Source organism: Pantoea sp. X-Soil-ISGK-285 (assembly GCF_059730815.1).
The window spans coordinates 191322-207352 of sequence record NZ_AP035939.1 but is presented as its reverse complement, the minus strand read 5'-3'; the positions used below and the strand labels follow the sequence as shown (position 1 = coordinate 207352).

The following is a 16031-nucleotide window of genomic DNA, read 5'->3' as shown; positions in this document are numbered from 1 at the left end:
AACCCTGACTCATTGACGAGACTAAGATGAAAAAGACCTTACTGACCTTCAGCCTTCTCCTGTTACCACTCACTTTTACTGCTGCTCACGCGGCCTCTGACCTGACCGGTTGTGCAGCCAAAAAGCAGGAGATTGAGACCCAGCTCTCTTTTGCCCGCCAGCACAATAATACCCATCAGGTTGCCGGCCTTGAAAAAGCGCTGAGCGAAGTAAATCAGAACTGTACCGAAAGCAGTCTGCTAAAGCAGCGTCAGGAAAAAGTGGCAGAGAAAAAGTTGAAGGTACAGGAACGCGAACAGGAACTGGCTAAAGCGAAAGCAGAAGGCCGCAGCGCCAGCAAGATCCAGAAGCGCGAAGATAAACTGGCTGACGCTCGCCAGGAACTGAAAGAAGCCGAGCAGGCTCTGCATCAGTAAAACTCATTCTGGCCAGCCACTGCGCTGGCCCGTTATTCTCCCTTCCCCAGCCCTGACCCTCTCTCCTTTCTAAATACCTGATTAGCCTGCGCTATTAACGTCCAATCCATTACTTTATGTAATCCTTTGATTACTTATTCTCATGCACTTAATTGGTGCAGCAAAGTCAACATGGTTACGATCAATTATTTAACTTTTTGAACGCCCTCAAAGATTTGAAAGATAGCGATATTTCCTGTCCTATGCAGAAAATACGCACTCCACGCGCATCTTTATTCGTCTGTAAGGGGTCAGCAATACTAATCTATTCACTCACCCTGCCCCAAAACAGGGCATTACAGCGATGTGGCATGGCTGATGCCACATCTTATTTGTTTCAGGAGTGTTAGATTATGTCGGCGCAATGCAATGCGCTCTCCATCCACGGCTCCACACAATAAATAACTTCATTAAGAAAGGTTTTTTATGGATAAGTTATCTTATGCGTCTGAAAGCAGCACATCTGCCTGGTCCACCTATTTACAGCAAATCGACCGGGTTGCGCCCTATCTGGGCGATCTTTCACGTTGGATAGATACTTTGCGTCATCCAAAACGTGCGTTGATTGTTGATATTCCTCTCCAGATGGATGATGGCTCAATTCGCCATTTCGAAGGCTATCGCGTTCAGCACAACCTTTCGCGCGGCCCAGGAAAAGGCGGTATTCGCTACCATCCGGATGTCGACCTTAATGAAGTGATGGCGCTCTCCGCATGGATGACCATCAAATGTGCGGCGGTTAACCTGCCTTATGGCGGCGCTAAGGGCGGCATCCGCGTTGATCCGTTCAAACTGTCCGACGGTGAACTTGAGCGACTGACCCGCCGTTACACCAGCGAGATCGGCATCATCATCGGGCCGCAAAAAGATATTCCTGCGCCAGATGTCGGGACCAACAGCAAAGTGATGGCGTGGATGATGGATACCTACTCCATGAACCACGGCACAACGATTACCGGCGTTGTCACGGGCAAACCGATTCATCTGGGCGGTTCACTGGGGCGTGAAAAAGCCACCGGTCGCGGCGTGTTTATTACCGGACGCGAAGTGGCACGCCGTGCAGGTATTGAAATTGAAGGCGCACGCGTTGCGGTCCAGGGTTTCGGTAACGTCGGCAGCGAAGCGGCACGCCTGTTTGATGAGGCGGGTGCTCGTGTGGTAGTGATTCAGGATCACACCGCGACGCTGTTTAATGCCGATGGCATCAACATGGCTGCCCTGACCGAATGGCAGATCGCCAATAAGCAGATTGCCGGTTTCCCTGGTGCGCAGAGCATTGATAAAGAGGCGTTCTGGACCACAGGGATGGATATTCTGATCCCGGCGGCGCTGGAAGGTCAGATTACCCGCGAGCGTGCTGAAGTCCTGAGCTGCAAAATCGTGCTGGAAGGCGCAAACGGCCCGACCTATCCGGATGCCGATGACATGCTGGCCACCCGCGGCATTATCGTGGTGCCGGACGTGGTCTGTAATGCCGGTGGCGTGACCGTCAGCTACTTCGAGTGGGTTCAGGACATGGCCAGCTTCTTCTGGAGCGAAGATGAGATCAATCGTCGCTCAGACAAGATCATGACGGAAGCGATGGTACACGTCTGGGAAAAGTCGAAGGAGAAAGATTGCTCGCTGCGTACCGCGGCCTATATCGTGGCCTGTGAGCGTATTCTGATGGCGCGTAAAGATCGCGGTATCTACCCGGGTTAATGCCTGTGGCGCTGTTGTCTGCAGCAGCGCCCTTTTCCCTGACTACTTCATCAGCACCTGAAACTTCGGATTAAATTCATCGAAAATCGGTAAAGCGGCGGCGCCGAGAGCGGCTGTATCGCTGCCGGTCATGCCAATTTTTAGTCGCATATCGTTAAGATAGCGTCCGCGCACCGACTGATAAAGCGGCGGCAATCGCTGCACCATCTGCTCCAGCAACGGCGCAGGCATCATCCCGCCAATAATTACCGCCTCAGCATCAAACACCGACTCCAGAATATTGATCGCCTGACGCAACGGCGTCGTCACATTCTCAATCCATGCGGTAAAACGCGCTGGTTCAATCTGCAACAGATCTTCGGGCAGCGCCCGCATTGGATCGAGACCGCAGAATTCATAAGCGGCCTGCAGCGAGACGTAGCGCTCGAGGCAGCCCTGATTTCCGCAGTAGCAGTCGCGACCGCCCGGCTCGACCACAATGTGTCCGATTTCGCCCGCATTATGAGCGTGGCCGGTATAGATATGACCATCGGTGAAGATCCCCGCGCCCAGGCCGGTGCCGATATAGAGATAGATAAAGGAGTTAAGGTGGCGCGCTGTGCCGTGAAAGCGTTCGCCGATGGCAGCGACCGTAGCATCATTTTCCAGCGTCACCGGCAGACCGCTAATGGTGGCGAGTTCAGCCTCGATATCGACCTGCTCCCAGCCGTTCAGCGTGGTCGGCCCCACTGATGAAATGCCCTCCACACCAAAAGGCCCTGGCATCACCACGCCAATCCCCAGCACTTTCTGCCACTGAGTACCCAGGAAGGCGCGCATCTCCTCCAGCACGCTGGCAATGCACGCCAGGGTGGCAGCAGGCTGAGGCTTTTGCACCAGAACGAGGCGGCGGAAACGCACTTCACCACTGAGATCGACCAGAACCAGCAGCAGCGTCTGGTGATCAAGATGGATGCCGATCGACCAGGCACTGGTGGGATTGAGCGTAACCGGAATTGAGGGCTGACCACGCCCGCTGCGGCGCGGCTGGCGGCTGGTCAGCAGTTCGGCCTGCTCCAGTTCCGCCACGATATTCGAGACGGTCTGCGGCGTCAGCGCCGTCATGCGGGCCAGTTCGGCACGGGTCAGTTCACCGTGCAGACGAATAGCTTCAATCACCACACGCCGGTTGTGCGCCCGCGCATGTTCAAGGTTGGTACCCGAGGTTTTCATGTTGTTTTCCATTTCAGCGGGACCCGACAGTATTGGTCTCCGAATGCATTCGGGCAAACAATATCTTTGATGCTGCACGCAATTCTCGCGCATCAGGATAGGCAATTTTGCCATAAAAGCGCAGTCTGAGTTTCAGCGTTGCTACGGCTTTGTTGCTATGCCCTCCGGCACTGTGGCACGCCGTTTGCTTAGATTCAGACAGGTCAGTTCACCCACTGACCAAAATTACGCCCCCGATTAAATCAATCAAATTGATTTAATTAACCGACAGCCTGTTGCTGCACAGTGGAGAAGACCATGTCACAGCGTTACACACCCCAACTAAAAGCCGGTTTTGCCGCCTTACTGATGTTAAGCGCAGGCAGCGCGGCGGCGGCCAGCCAGATCAATGCCCTGTTTATGACCCAGGCGGCTTACAGCGAAAATGATATCCGCGCGATGACGCAAAATTTTCAGAAGCAGCACCCGGATGTCACCGTCAATCTGGAGTTTGTTCCTTATGAGGCGCTGCACGACAAGATTGTGGCAGCGCGTGGCGCGGGCGGCAATGGCTATGATGTGGTGCTGTTCGATGCCATCTGGCCAGCGGAATTCGCCCGTTTCGATTTGCTGCAGGATGTCAGCGCACGCATTACGCCAGAGGATAAAGAGAAGGTCTTCCCGGGCGCGATGAACACCGTGGTTTACAAAGGTAAAACGCTGGGTATGCCGTGGATCCTCGACACCAAATACCTTTACTACAACAAAGCGATGCTGGCTAAAGCGGGCATCACCACGCCGCCACAGACCTGGCAGCAGGTGCTGGATGACGCGAAGATCTTCAAGGATAAAAAGATTGTCACCTGGCCGCTGGTCTGGAGCTGGTCCCAGGCTGAGGCGCTGGTGTGTGACTACACCACGCTTGTTTCAGGCTTTGGTGGTCAGTTCTATCAGAACGGCAAACTTAACTTCTCCAGCCCGGCTTCACTCAAGGCGCTTAACCTGATGAAAAGCTCGCTCGATGAGGGCCTGAGTAACCCGGCGTCGCGTGAATATCTGGAAGAGGATGTGCGTAAATCGTTTTCTAATGGCGATGCGGCTTTCGCGCTGAACTGGACCTACATGTACAACATGGCGAACGATCCGAAGCAGAGCAAAGTGGCGGGCGACGTTGGGATCATGCCTGCGCCCGGCGATGCGCCAGGAAAAGTGGGGGCGGTAAACGGCTCAATGGGGCTGGGGATCACCAAAGGCAGCACCCATGCCAACGAGGCCTGGCAGTACATTCAGTACATGACCTCACAGCCGGTACAAAACCAGTATGCGAAGCTCAGCCTGCCGATCTGGAAATCCTCTTATCAGGATGAGGCGGTGAAAAAGGATCAGGAGAGCCTGATCGCCGCGGCGGACAAATCACTAAACGTGATGCTGTCACGTCCGGAGACCGCTGACTATTCCCGTCTGTCGAACCAGCTGCAACAGCAGTTACAGCAGGTGTTGCTGGGTAAAGCCCCGGCGCAGGACGCGATGGCGACGGTTGATAAAAGCGCCGCTCGGCTGCGTTAAGGAGTCACGATGCTGAGTTTGCGTCAACGCGAACAGCGTCAGGCATGGGTGCTGCTGGCACCCATGTTGCTGGTGATGCTGCTGTTAACCGCCTGGCCTCTGCTGCGTACCATCTGGCTCAGCTTTACCGATGCTGCGCTGATTGGCAGTGGTGAAACGCCTGCCTGGATTGGGCTGGAAAACTATCTCTATGCGCTTAGCGATCCCGACTTTCGGGCATCGATCTGGCGCACACTCTATTTCACCCTTGTGTCTGTCACCGTTGAAGGGATTATCGGCGTGCTGGTGGCGCTGCTGCTGAATCAGAAATTCACCGGGCGCAACGTTTTGCGGGTGCTGGTGATTCTGCCGTGGGCGCTGCCGACCATCGTCAACGCCATGATGTGGCGGCTCAACTTCAACCCTGATTACGGCAGCATCAACGCCCTGCTCAGCCAGCTCGGTATCATTGACGGTTATCGCAGCTGGCTGGGATCGCCGGAGGCGGCGCTCAATGCGGTGATGTTTGCGGATATCTGGAAAAACTATCCGCTGGTCACCCTGCTGGTGCTGGCGGCGCTGCAGTCGATCCCCGAGGATCTGTTTGAAGCGGCACGACTGGACGGTGCCTCCGCCTGGCGGCGTTTCCGGGCGATTACCTTCCCGGCGATTGTTGCACCGCTCGGCGTCGCGCTGGTGTTACGCACCATCGATGCCTTCAAAATCTTCGACATCATCTACGTGATGACGCGCGGCGGCCCGGTGGACAGCACCAAAACCCTGAGCTTTTTCGTTTATCAGGAGTCGTTCAGCTATCTGCGTGCCGGCAGCGGTGCCGCCTACGCGATACTGATGACCCTGATGTGCGCCCTTCTGATCACGCTCTATCTGCTGATGTTATGGCATCAGCGCCGCCGGAGTACCGCTTATGAAAACTAAACTGCGACGGGTCCTGCGTTACGGGGCTGCGCTGCTGGTCGCCGTCAGCATTCTGGCCCCGATGGGCTGGCTGTTTCTGATGAGTGTCAGTTCTGCCAGCGATCTCTCCCGCGTGCCGCTGGAGTTGCTGCCTCGTCAGTGGGATTTCAGTCGCTATCAGGGGCTGGTTTCGCTGGCACCGAATCAGCCCGGCAACGTTTTTCTGCACGCGCTGGGCAACAGTTTGCTGGTAGCGACGGTGGCCACAGCGATCTCGCTGCTACTGGCGATACCCGCGGCGTTCAGCTTCTCACGCTACAGTGGTCGTGATGCCTGGCTTTCCGGCGCTCTGGCAATCTATATGGTGCCGCCCGTGGCGTTTGTGCTGCCGCTCTACTTTCTGCTGCAACAACTGGGGCTGCTCAACACCCGTCCTGGCCTGGTGATAGTCTACTGTTCGCTGATCCTGCCGTTTCTGACCTGGATGCTGAAGAACCAGTTCGACTCACTGCCACGTGATATCGAACAGGCAGCACGGCTTGATGGCCTGCGCTTCTGGCAGGTTCTGCTGCGCATTACGCTGCCGCTGGCAAAGCCGGTGCTGGGCGCTGCCGCGCTGTTCGGCTGGCTGCTCGCCTGGGATGAGTTTTTCTACGCGCTGCTGTTCACCAGCAATATTTCGGCACAGACCCTGCCGGTCGCCATTGCCGGTTTTACCGCAGGACGCGCGACCGATGACGGGCTGATCGCGGCTATCGGCATTCTGGCTTCGGTGCCGCCACTGTTTATTGCCATCTGGTTGCAGAAGACGCTGGTCAGCGGTCTCACCAGCGGCGGAAGTAAGGGATAATTATGGTCACTACCCTCACGCCCACCCTCTATGTGGTGGGCAATATAAATGTCGATTTAATCATGAGTACGCTCAGCGACTGGCCGCAGCGCGGCACGGAAGTGATGCTGCAGCACAGTGAGTTACGTCCCGGCGGGTCCGCAGGTAACTGTGCGCTGGCGCTGGAGGCGATGCAGGTGCCGCATCGGGCCATTGCCAATCAGGGCGACGATGGCTTCAGTCACTGGCTCGCCAGTCACTTTCCTCATAGCGCTGCATACTGGCCCCGCTATGCCTGTGAAACCTCGCTGACGGTAGGCGTGACCCATCCCGATAACGAACGCTCGTTTCTCAGCAATCACGGCCATATTACCGTGCTGACCGCGGACGATGTGCTGGCCCAGTTGCCGTCGCAGGCGACGTCGGGCGACATCGTACTGCTGTGCGGCACCTTTCTCTGTCTGGAACTCTATGATCACTACCCGGCGCTGCTGGCCGCGCTGCAACAGCGTGGCTTCTGTGTCGCCGTGGATACCGGCTGGCCGCCTGCGGGCTGGAGCGATGGGCTTCGCTTACAGATTGGCAACTGGTTAGCGGACTGTGACTGGCTGCTGCTGAATGAGGTGGAAGCGCTGGGCTTATCGGGCGCAGAACTGCTGGATGAAAGCGGTAAACAGCTGGCAGCCCGGCTCAGTGGTCGCGGCGGCTGTGTGATTAAGTGTGGCGCAGAGGGCGCACGTCTCTGGTCTGCCGCCTCTGTGCAGTATGCTGCTGCCCAGCCGGTAACGGTGGTAGATACCATTGGTGCCGGTGACAGTTTTAATGCCGGTTTTCTTACTGCACTGCTCTATCACCAGCCATCGCACACGGCGCTGCGCTGGGGCATTGAAGTGGCATCACAGGCGATAAGCAGCTCTCCGCGCCGCTATCCCAGCTGGCAACAACTCCAACTATCAAATGAGGTGCGCTGAACATGGCCAGTGTTGAACTTGTACAGGTGGCGAAGCGCTACGGTAAACAGAGCGTGCTGCACCCGCTGGATTTAACCATCCCTGATGGCAGTTTCACTGTGCTGGTTGGCCCCTCCGGCTGCGGCAAATCAACCCTGCTGCGGCTGCTTGCCGGTCTGGATACCGTCTCTGACGGGGCGATCATGCTGGATAAAAAACAGATTAACGATCTCGATCCTGCTGACCGGGATATCGCCATGGTGTTTCAGAGCTATGCGCTCTATCCGCATCTCACCGTCGCGGAGAATCTGGCGTTTCACATGCAGGTGAAAAAGGTGAAGCGCGAGGAGCAAAAAAGCAAAATCGCCCGCATTGCCGGCATTCTCGGCATCGATCAGCTGCTGCAGCGTTATCCAAGAGCGTTGTCGGGTGGACAGCGGCAGCGCGTGGCGATGGGCCGCGCCATGGTGCGCAATCCGCAGGTGTTTCTGTTTGATGAGCCGCTTTCTAATCTTGATGCGCAGTTACGCATGGAGCTGCGGGCCGAGATTAAGTCGCTGCATCAGCGTTTCAAAACCACTATGGTCTATGTTACCCACGATCAGGTTGAGGCGATGACGCTGGCGGATCAGATTGTAGTGATGAAAGAAGGGGTCATTGTGCAACAGGGTGCGCCGCTGGCGATTTATGACCGCCCGGTAAACACCTTCGTGGCGCGGTTTATCGGTTCACCGCCAATGAATCTGCTGGATGCCCGTTTCCAGACACGCGATGGTCTGCCTGGCGTCTGCTGTGGCGAGCAGTGGCTGCCGTTGCCGCGTCGCTGGCACAGTGCGGCACAGCAGCAGGCCGATCAGCCGGTCACGCTTGGCGTACGTCCGCACGATCTGATTTTTGATGCCAGCGGGCAACCCGCGGTGGTCAATATTGTTGAGATCACCGGCGAATCGACCCTGTTACATCTGAACTGGCAGGGTTTCCCGCTGCATATGCAACTGACCGGCCGCAGCGATGCCGTGCCTGGCGGCACGCTGCCGGTGACCGTTAATCCGGATAAAATGCACTTGTTTGATGCCAGCAGCGGTGTGCGGCTGACGGAACAGTGATAAAAATAAACCCGCCAGCGGTAATGTCAGTCAGTTAAGCGACAGGTGATAACGCAGTCTGGTGCCGGGCAGGGGCTGGCCAGGGAGGGCCGATCCCCGAACGGTTCGTCGGCACGACGTCAAAGCCGAAGGTACCGCGTGAGCGGCGCGAGGACGGACCGGCAGCAGCAGCGGTGCGCTGGCCCGCACTGCGGCTCGCTCGCCCGGAAAAAAAGCTGCCACGTTTGACCGTGACAGCCTTTACAAATCTAATCTTAACTGATCAGCATTACGCCAGCGGCGAGTTTTTTATTTTGTGAAGCAGAGTCTGGATCAGGAAACATACGCCTGCTTACGCCAGATGAAACTGCTCTACCGTCTGTGACAGCTGCTGCGCCTGATCTTCCAGCGAACTGGCGGCAGCCGACATCTGCTGCACCAGCGCGGCATTCTGCTGGGTGACGCCATCCATTTCATTGACGGCAATCGTTACTTGGCTGATGCCACGCGCCTGTTCGCTTGATGCTGTAACAATCTCACCGATAATCCCCTGCACCGAATTCACCGCCTGCATCATCTCCTGCATGGTTTTACCGGCATCGTTTACCAGCCGGACGCCGCTCTCGACCCGAACGCTCGACTCTTCAATCAGTGCGCCGATCTCTTTCACCGCGTTCGCGCTGCGCTGGGCCAGATTACGCACTTCAGAAGCCACCACCGCAAAACCGCGTCCCTGCTCACCGGCACGTGCAGCCTCCACCGCCGCATTCAGCGCCAGAATATTGGTCTGGAAGGCGATGCTGTTGATCATGGTGGTAATGTCGCCGATCTTTTTCGAACTGTCGTCGATCTGCGCCATGGTCTGCACCACCTCACCCACCAGCGAGGCACCACGACTGGCGATGTGGGTAGCGTTTTCAGTCAGGCTGGTCGCCTGCTGCGCGTTATCGGCATTCAGGCGAATCGTGGCGCTGATCTGCTCCATGCTGGCTGCGGTCTGCTCCAGCGCGGCGGCCTGTTGTTCGGTGCGTGACGCCAGATTGAGGTTGCCGCTGGCAATTTCGCCCGCTCCCTGGCGTACTGATTCACTGGAATCTTTAATCTGCCCGACAATCTGCCGGAGCTGGCTTTGCATGGTATCCAGGGCGAAAAAGAGGCTGCTGCGATCGCCGTTTTTCACCACAATCGCGTTATCCAGCTTGCCATCGGCGACGGCCAGCGCAATATGCGCCGCTTCAGCCGGCTCGCCGCCAATCGGACGCAGCACTTTACGGCTGAACAGCATGCCCAGCACCGTCCCGACCAGCAGAACGCTCACGACCATCAGGATCACCGCCCACATCAGCTGCCGGTTTGAGGCGGCCATCACCTGACTGACCGGTGCCACCACGCCCAGATACCAGGGTTTGTCGCTGTTACCTATCATCACCGGCTGCCAGGTGACTAAAGCGTCTTCACCCAGCACGGCATCAAATCGCTGGACGACTTTTGACGTAAAACCCTCTTTTTCGCCTTTCCAGGGCTTCCCGGCTTCATCTTTCACCGGCGAAGAGACCACATTCCCGCCGTGAGAAAGCAGCAGCGCATAGCCGCTTCCCTGCCAGGGTTTGATCTGATTCACTTTCTGTTGCAGTGATGCCAGTGAAATGTCAGAGGTAACGATCGCCTTTAAGGTGCCCTGATCGATAATCGCGGCGGCGACGGAGGTGAGCAATGTTGGCACGCCGTTATAGGCATAGCTATAGGGTTCTGTGAGCGTATCTTTTTGTGTTTTTTGCGGGATCAGATAGTAATCGCCCTGACCCGGTGTCAGATAGGAGAGCAGCGGATGCATCGAGTAATTACCTGACGCGTCACGATCGACAAAAAAGGCATAGCGGCCCTGCGGTGCCTGACCCGGCTGTGAAGCGAACTCGGCATCACGGCCATCAAACGCATTCTGTTCAAATATCACTGACATCGACAGATAGTCAGGGTTAGCACGCAGCGCATACTCCATCACCTTATCGGCCGCTTTGCGATCGGTAATGCCGACGTGGGGCAAGGCAATCAGACTTTGTCCAAGGTGACTCGCGACATCACGGGCATGGCTCAATTCCTGCTGCACCTGTAAGGCACGGCTCTGCGCAATCTGCTGCAGATATTGTTCGGCCAGCGCCTTCTGCTCTTTACCGGATTGCCAGCTGAGGACGCCAATCGTCACGGTAAATCCCAGCACTATCGTTAAACCACCCATGATCAGCATCTGGGCACGGGTACTCATTCTTTTCTTATGTGTTAACTGACTGACCATAGTGCTTCCCCTGAAATTTACCTGGCTCAATACCTCCTTGTAGTTATGGTGCTCCTGAGATCATCTATCGGCGGCGTTTTTTTGAACTTTAATGGCCATTTCCCCGCCGTGATGGGGGTCTCACAGCGCGTGATTACGGGAAGTTGATCGCAAAGGGATTATGGCGCTGCGAATGAACGGCCTTTTTTTGATCTGCAACAATACTGGTGCCCGCCATTACTGTCAGTTTATGTCAACAGTTGCTGTAGCCCCCTTATCGCAGTGGAGATAGAACAATGATCGGTAAATCAGGATTAGCTGTCGGGATGGTTGTCTGGCTGGCGTATGTCGCCTGGATCGTTCACTATTATTCAGACACCTTTATGCAGTTCTCCCGCTAAGCAAACAGGACCTTCGGGTCCTTTTTTTTGCCCTCACGTCAGCCGGGTTGGCCTGTGAGCCAAATATTCGCTATTATCGACTCATTCTGTGAGCCGAATAACCTCCTTTATTCGGCTCATCCACCCTTAGCGTGAGCCGATTATGAGCGTTACCTGGATCTGGCAACAGCCGGACTGGCCCCATTTTCAGTGGCAGGACGCCGTGCTGTTACCGCGCCTGCGCCATCTGCAGCAGCAGCGCGGATTGCTGTTGGGACGTGCCAGCCTGCATTCAGACAGTGAAACCCAGACGCTGGATACCCTGCTCAGCAATATCCTCTCCTCTTCCGCGATTGAAGAGGAGCGGGTCAACGTGCAATCGGTCCGCTCATCGCTGGCGCGTCGGTTAGGCGTGACGGAAGAGCAACCCTATCCGGTCTCCGATCGTTCAGAAGGCCTGGCTGCCATGATGCTCGATGCCATCAACAACCGCAGCCAGCCGCTGACGCCTGAGCGTCTCTGTCAGTGGCATCGCTGGCTTTTCCCTGCCGATGAGTGGACGGTGCAGCGCCTGAGCGTCGGCACGCTGCGCGGCAGTGAGCCGATGCAGGTCATCTCAGGTCGCATCGATCGTCCCACGGTGCATTTTGAAGCGCCGCCGCGACAGGGACTGGAGCCGCAGCTGGCGCAGTTTATTGAGTGGTTCAACAGCAGTCAGCATGATGTGATGCTGGACCCGTTGCTGCGCGCCGCCATCTGCCACCTCTGGTTTGTCACCCTGCACCCTTTTGATGATGGTAATGGTCGTATCACGCGTGCGTTAACCGATCTGGCGCTGGCGCAGGCCGACAGTCAGAGCATCCGGCTGTATGCCATGTCACCCGCCATTCTGACGCAGCGTGCCGGTTATTACCGCATCCTTGAGCAGACGCAGAAAGGCGGCCTGGATATCACTCACTGGCTGGTGTGGTTTCTTGATATCCTGGATGAGAGTCTGCAACAGGCGATGAACGTCATCGATCGCACTCAGATGAAAGCGCGTTTCTGGCTGCGGCATCAGGGAATGGGATTGAGTCCGGAACAGGTGAAAGTGCTGAACCGGCTGCTGGATGGCGGCGAGCAGGGTTTCGAACTGGGGATCAGCGCCAGCCAGTATCAGAAGGTCGCCAAAGTGAGTAAAGCCACCGCGACCCGTCATCTGGCCGATCTGGTTGAAAAAGGCTGCCTTTACCGGCTTGAAGGCGGAGGCAGGAGTACCCGCTATCAGGTTAACACCCACGAGACGCCCTGAGCCGGGCTGTTTTAACTGCTAACCGGGAGTACATCGCGATCGTTGTAATATACTCCTGAGTACGGGAATTACTCTTTAAGTGAAGCCCCGTTGGTCGCAATGACCTCTTTATACCAGTAAAAGCTTTTCTTCCGGCTGCGGGCCAGCGAACCTTCACCAGTATCATCGCGGTCAACATAAATAAAACCGTAACGCTTAGACAATTCGGCTTTTGATGCGCTGACAAGATCGATAGGTCCCCAGCTGGTATAACCCATGACCTCCACGCCATCGTCAATGGCCTCACGCACCTGAACCAGATGATCGTTGAGGTAGCTGATGCGATAATCATCCTGCACGACGCCCGTTGCATCCGGTATGTCTTTGGCGCCCAGTCCGTTCTCAACAATAAAAAGCGGCTTCTGATAACGATCCCACAGCAGATTCAGTAAGGTCCGCAAGCCCACCGGGTCAATCTGCCAGCCCCATTCAGAACTCTGAAGATGAGGATTTGGCACCATGCTCAGAATGTTACCCCGCATCTGCTGATTCAGTGCTTCATCGGCGGTTACGCAGCCGGACATGTAATAGCTGAACGAGATAAAATCGACGGTCGACTGGAGTATCTGACGATCGGCATCCGTGACATCCAGCTGAATATTATTTTCACGAAAGAACCGCAACATATAGCCCGGATAAACACCACGGCACTGAACATCGCCAAAAAATTGCCATTTCCGGTTCTCCTGCAGCGCTTCCAGCACATCATCAGGCTTACAACTGAGTGGATAGACCAGCCCTCCCAGCAGCATATTGCCAATGCTGGCGTCCGGGTTAATCTCGCGGCAGGCTTTCACCGCCAGCGCACTGGCGACCAGTTGATGATGAATTGCCTGATACACCTCAGCTTTGCTGCTGGTTTCCGGCAGACCCACGCCGGTCATCGGCGCATGCAGAGACATGTTAATTTCGTTAAAGGTCAGCCAGAGTCTGACTTTCTTCTGGTAGCGGGCAAACACCGTGCGAGCATAATGCTCAAAGAAGCCAATCACCTGACGGTTACCCCAGCCACCATACTGCTTCACCAGGTGCCAGGGCATCTCATAATGTGACAATGTAACAAGTGGGGTGATGTGGTGTGCGGCCAGCTCGTCGAATAGCCGATCATAAAAGGCCAGACCGGCCTCATTAGGTTGTTGCTCGTCACCGTTCGGGAAGATGCGCGTCCAGGCGATGGAAACCCGCAGACAGCTGAACCCCATCTCTGCAAACAGCCTGATATCGTCCGGATAGCGGTGGTAAAAGTCGATCGCGATGTCTTTGAGGCTTTGGCTGCCCTCAACGCGCTCCGATACCGGGCCAAAAATTCCCTGTGGCTGAACGTCTGAGGTTGAGAGGCCTTTGCCCTCTTCACGCCATGCGCCTTCAACCTGATTAGCGGCAACAGCACCGCCCCATAAAAATGAATCCGGGAAAGTTTTCATCCTGTTCTCCTTTTATTGACGAGTGACGCTGAGTAAAGGCGTACCTGCAGTGACCGCGGTCCCTGCCACAGTCATCACCTCAGGATACTCATCGCTGTTAGTGATAATGATCGGTGTTGCCAGGTCATATCCGGCATCAAGAATGGCCTGACGATCAAACTCCAGCAGCAGATCGCCGGCCCTGAATGTGTCGCCCACTTGTACATGTGCCGTGAAAGGTTTGCCGTCGAGCCTGACGGTATCGATACCCACATGGATCAACAGCTCAATCCCGCTGTGACTCAGCAGCCCTATGGCGTGTCGGGTCTGAAACAGGGAGGCCACCTCACCCGCAAAAGGCGCAATCACTTTGTTGTCGGAAGGGATGATGGCCACACCCTGTCCCAGCAGGCCACTGGCGAAGGTTGGATCGGGAATCTGACCAAGCCCCAGAACGGTGCCCGTCATCGGTGACAGAATGTCATCTTCGCCAGGGGTAATCGGGAGCGTTGCGTCTGGCGCCGTGTTTCGGGACATTCCGGCTACCAGCGTCATGCCGCAACCCAGTATCAGCGCGAGTAGCGTCCCGGCAATACCGCCCCATAACGTGGAATCCACACCGCCAGGTGGGATCATCTGTGCGATGGTAAAGATGTTGGCAAAACCAAATGAATAAACGTGGGTGCTGCTGAGGCCGACAATGGCACCGCCAATAGCGCCCGCCACGCAGCCAAAGATAAAGGGACGGCGCAGCGGCAGATTAACGCCATAGACAGCCGGTTCAGTGATACCAAAGATCCCTGCGGTCACGGATGAACCCGCCAGCATCTTCTGTCGTGCATCCCGACTGCGCAGAAACACCCCCAGCGCCGCGCCAACCTGGCCCATGACAGCAGGCAACAGCATGGGCAGCATTGAGTCATGCCCCAGTACGGCAAGATTGTTGATCATCAGTGGCACCAGTCCCCAGTGCAAACCAAAAATCACACAGACCTGCCACAACGCGCCCAGGGCGGCACCAGCCAGCCAGGGTGCCAGCGCATAAATCCACTGGTAACCGTTCGCCAGTATCTGACTTAAGCCCGTGGCCAGTGGGCCAATCACCAGGAAGGTCAGCGGCACGGTGACGCTCAGACAGATCAGTGGCGCAAAGAAGTTTTTCATGGAGGCGGGAAGTCGCCGGCTGCTCTGTTTTTCCAGCCAGCAACTTACCCAAGCAGCGAGAATAATCGGGATAACCGACGCACTGTAATTAAACCAGGTTACAGGGATGCCGAGAAACGCGTCCGTCATTTCACCTGACTGCTGGCTGGCATTAAAAGCTGCAATCATCGTCGGGTGGGTCAGCGCCCCACCAATCACCATGGTAATAAAGGGATTGCCGCCAAATTTCTTCCCGGCGGTGTAGCCCAGCACCAAAGGAAAGAAGAAAAACAGGGCATCACTGGCTGCAAACCAGATTTTATACGTTCCACTTTCAACAGAAAGCCAGCCACAGACCACGGCCAGCGCCAGTAAACCTTTTAGGATCCCGGAGGCGGCGAGAATGCCGATAAACGGGGTAAAAATGCCTGACACAATGTCGATCAGATGGTTGAAAACATTACCCCCGGTCTTTTCCCCTTCTGTTGCTGCAGAAAGCTCATCAGCCAGCCCAGCTTCACTACGCACAGCCTGCCAGACATCATGAACGTGGTTGCCAATCACCACCTGAAACTGCCCGCCGCTTTCAACGACCATAATAACGCCCGGATTTTTCTTCAGTCCTTCAGCATCGGCTTTATGGTTGTCTTTCAGTTTGAAGCGTAACCGGGTGGCACAATGAACCAGACTTACGATGTTCTCCCGGCCACCAATATGGCTGAGGATATCCTGCGCCAGCGTGTGATATTCCATCTCGATTTCCTTACAACCGATGCCTGCGGACATCAGTTAACTGAGCCAAAAATGAAAAAAAACCTGAGAACGTCCT

12 protein-coding genes are annotated in these 16031 nt (G+C 55.9%); 8 read left to right on the top strand and 4 right to left on the bottom strand.

Features of this window, described 5'->3' with window-relative positions; all coding sequences use genetic code 11:
* Window positions 1-26: 26 nt before the first annotated feature.
* Window positions 27-416, top strand: a complete 390-nt coding sequence (locus tag AC6I8B_RS20255) for a DUF1090 domain-containing protein (RefSeq protein ID WP_050679344.1) — start codon at window positions 27-29, stop codon at window positions 414-416.
* Window positions 417-881: 465 nt separating this feature from the next.
* Window positions 882-2156, top strand: coding sequence for a Glu/Leu/Phe/Val family dehydrogenase (locus tag AC6I8B_RS20250; protein WP_010247095.1), 1275 nt, complete (start codon window positions 882-884; stop codon window positions 2154-2156).
* Window positions 2157-2198: 42 nt separating this feature from the next.
* Here the strand turns inward: AC6I8B_RS20250 and AC6I8B_RS20245 are convergent, their stop codons facing one another.
* On the bottom strand, window positions 2199-3368 hold the full coding sequence (locus AC6I8B_RS20245; RefSeq protein WP_010247093.1) for an ROK family transcriptional regulator: 1170 nt from the start codon (window positions 3366-3368) through the stop codon (window positions 2199-2201).
* 297 nt (window positions 3369-3665) lie between these two features.
* On the opposite strand from AC6I8B_RS20245, the gene AC6I8B_RS20240 reads away from it, so the two are divergent.
* From AC6I8B_RS20240 to AC6I8B_RS20220, 5 genes are read left to right on the top strand one after another with little or no spacing between them, the layout of a single operon-like run.
* The gene (locus AC6I8B_RS20240; RefSeq protein WP_497817784.1) at window positions 3666-4913 is read left to right on the top strand and encodes an extracellular solute-binding protein; all 1248 of its coding nucleotides are present in this window, start codon (window positions 3666-3668) and stop codon (window positions 4911-4913) included.
* A 9-nt stretch (window positions 4914-4922) separates the two neighbouring features.
* A complete protein-coding gene (locus tag AC6I8B_RS20235; RefSeq protein ID WP_033787031.1) occupies window positions 4923-5831 on the top strand; it encodes a carbohydrate ABC transporter permease in 909 nt (302 codons plus the stop codon).
* A complete protein-coding gene (locus AC6I8B_RS20230; protein ID WP_157353106.1) occupies window positions 5821-6660 on the top strand; it encodes a carbohydrate ABC transporter permease in 840 nt (279 codons plus the stop codon). The genes AC6I8B_RS20235 and AC6I8B_RS20230 overlap by 11 nt, the downstream gene beginning before the upstream one ends.
* Before the next feature lie 2 nt (window positions 6661-6662).
* Complete coding sequence (locus AC6I8B_RS20225; RefSeq protein ID WP_033760463.1) at window positions 6663-7610, top strand: carbohydrate kinase family protein; 948 nt, start codon at window positions 6663-6665, stop codon at window positions 7608-7610.
* Between the two features lie 2 nt (window positions 7611-7612).
* Window positions 7613-8695 carry an ABC transporter ATP-binding protein gene (locus AC6I8B_RS20220; protein WP_033787036.1) on the top strand — a complete coding sequence of 361 codons (1083 nt, stop codon included), beginning with the start codon at window positions 7613-7615 and terminating at the stop codon, window positions 8693-8695.
* 331 nt (window positions 8696-9026) lie between these two features.
* On the opposite strand, the gene AC6I8B_RS20215 is transcribed toward AC6I8B_RS20220, so the two are convergent.
* Complete coding sequence (locus AC6I8B_RS20215) at window positions 9027-10967, bottom strand: methyl-accepting chemotaxis protein (protein ID WP_061703154.1); 1941 nt, start codon at window positions 10965-10967, stop codon at window positions 9027-9029.
* Window positions 10968-11489: 522 nt separating this feature from the next.
* On the opposite strand from AC6I8B_RS20215, the gene AC6I8B_RS20210 reads away from it, so the two are divergent.
* Window positions 11490-12617 (top strand): Fic family protein, encoded by a 1128-nt coding sequence (locus AC6I8B_RS20210; protein ID WP_052271551.1) that lies wholly within the window; start codon window positions 11490-11492, stop codon window positions 12615-12617.
* Between the two features lie 68 nt (window positions 12618-12685).
* Here AC6I8B_RS20210 and AC6I8B_RS20205 read toward each other — a convergent pair whose 3' ends face one another.
* A complete protein-coding gene (locus AC6I8B_RS20205) occupies window positions 12686-14080 on the bottom strand; it encodes a glycoside hydrolase family 1 protein (protein ID WP_497817783.1) in 1395 nt (464 codons plus the stop codon).
* Between the two features lie 12 nt (window positions 14081-14092).
* Window positions 14093-15955: a PTS beta-glucoside transporter subunit IIABC gene (gene bglF, locus AC6I8B_RS20200; RefSeq protein WP_157353110.1), complete on the bottom strand. Its 1863-nt coding sequence runs from the start codon at window positions 15953-15955 to the stop codon at window positions 14093-14095.
* Window positions 15956-16031: the final 76 nt, after the last annotated feature.

Bases quoted from the DNA above. Each gene is read 5' to 3' on its own strand.
- AC6I8B_RS20225 (WP_033760463.1), top strand. From the start codon at position 6,663: ATGGTCACTACCCTCACGCCCACCCTCTATGTGGTGGGCAATATAAAT.
- AC6I8B_RS20205 (WP_497817783.1), bottom strand. From the start codon at position 14,080: ATGAAAACTTTCCCGGATTCATTTTTATGGGGCGGTGCTGTTGCCGCT.
- AC6I8B_RS20210 (WP_052271551.1), top strand. From the start codon at position 11,490: ATGAGCGTTACCTGGATCTGGCAACAGCCGGACTGGCCCCATTTTCAG.
- bglF (WP_157353110.1), bottom strand. From the start codon at position 15,955: ATGGAATATCACACGCTGGCGCAGGATATCCTCAGCCATATTGGTGGC.
- AC6I8B_RS20220 (WP_033787036.1), top strand. From the start codon at position 7,613: ATGGCCAGTGTTGAACTTGTACAGGTGGCGAAGCGCTACGGTAAACAG.
- AC6I8B_RS20250 (WP_010247095.1), top strand. From the start codon at position 882: ATGGATAAGTTATCTTATGCGTCTGAAAGCAGCACATCTGCCTGGTCC.
- AC6I8B_RS20215 (WP_061703154.1), bottom strand. From the start codon at position 10,967: ATGGTCAGTCAGTTAACACATAAGAAAAGAATGAGTACCCGTGCCCAG.
- AC6I8B_RS20240 (WP_497817784.1), top strand. From the start codon at position 3,666: ATGTCACAGCGTTACACACCCCAACTAAAAGCCGGTTTTGCCGCCTTA.
- AC6I8B_RS20245 (WP_010247093.1), bottom strand. From the start codon at position 3,368: ATGAAAACCTCGGGTACCAACCTTGAACATGCGCGGGCGCACAACCGG.
- AC6I8B_RS20230 (WP_157353106.1), top strand. From the start codon at position 5,821: ATGAAAACTAAACTGCGACGGGTCCTGCGTTACGGGGCTGCGCTGCTG.
- AC6I8B_RS20235 (WP_033787031.1), top strand. From the start codon at position 4,923: ATGCTGAGTTTGCGTCAACGCGAACAGCGTCAGGCATGGGTGCTGCTG.
- AC6I8B_RS20255 (WP_050679344.1), top strand. From the start codon at position 27: ATGAAAAAGACCTTACTGACCTTCAGCCTTCTCCTGTTACCACTCACT.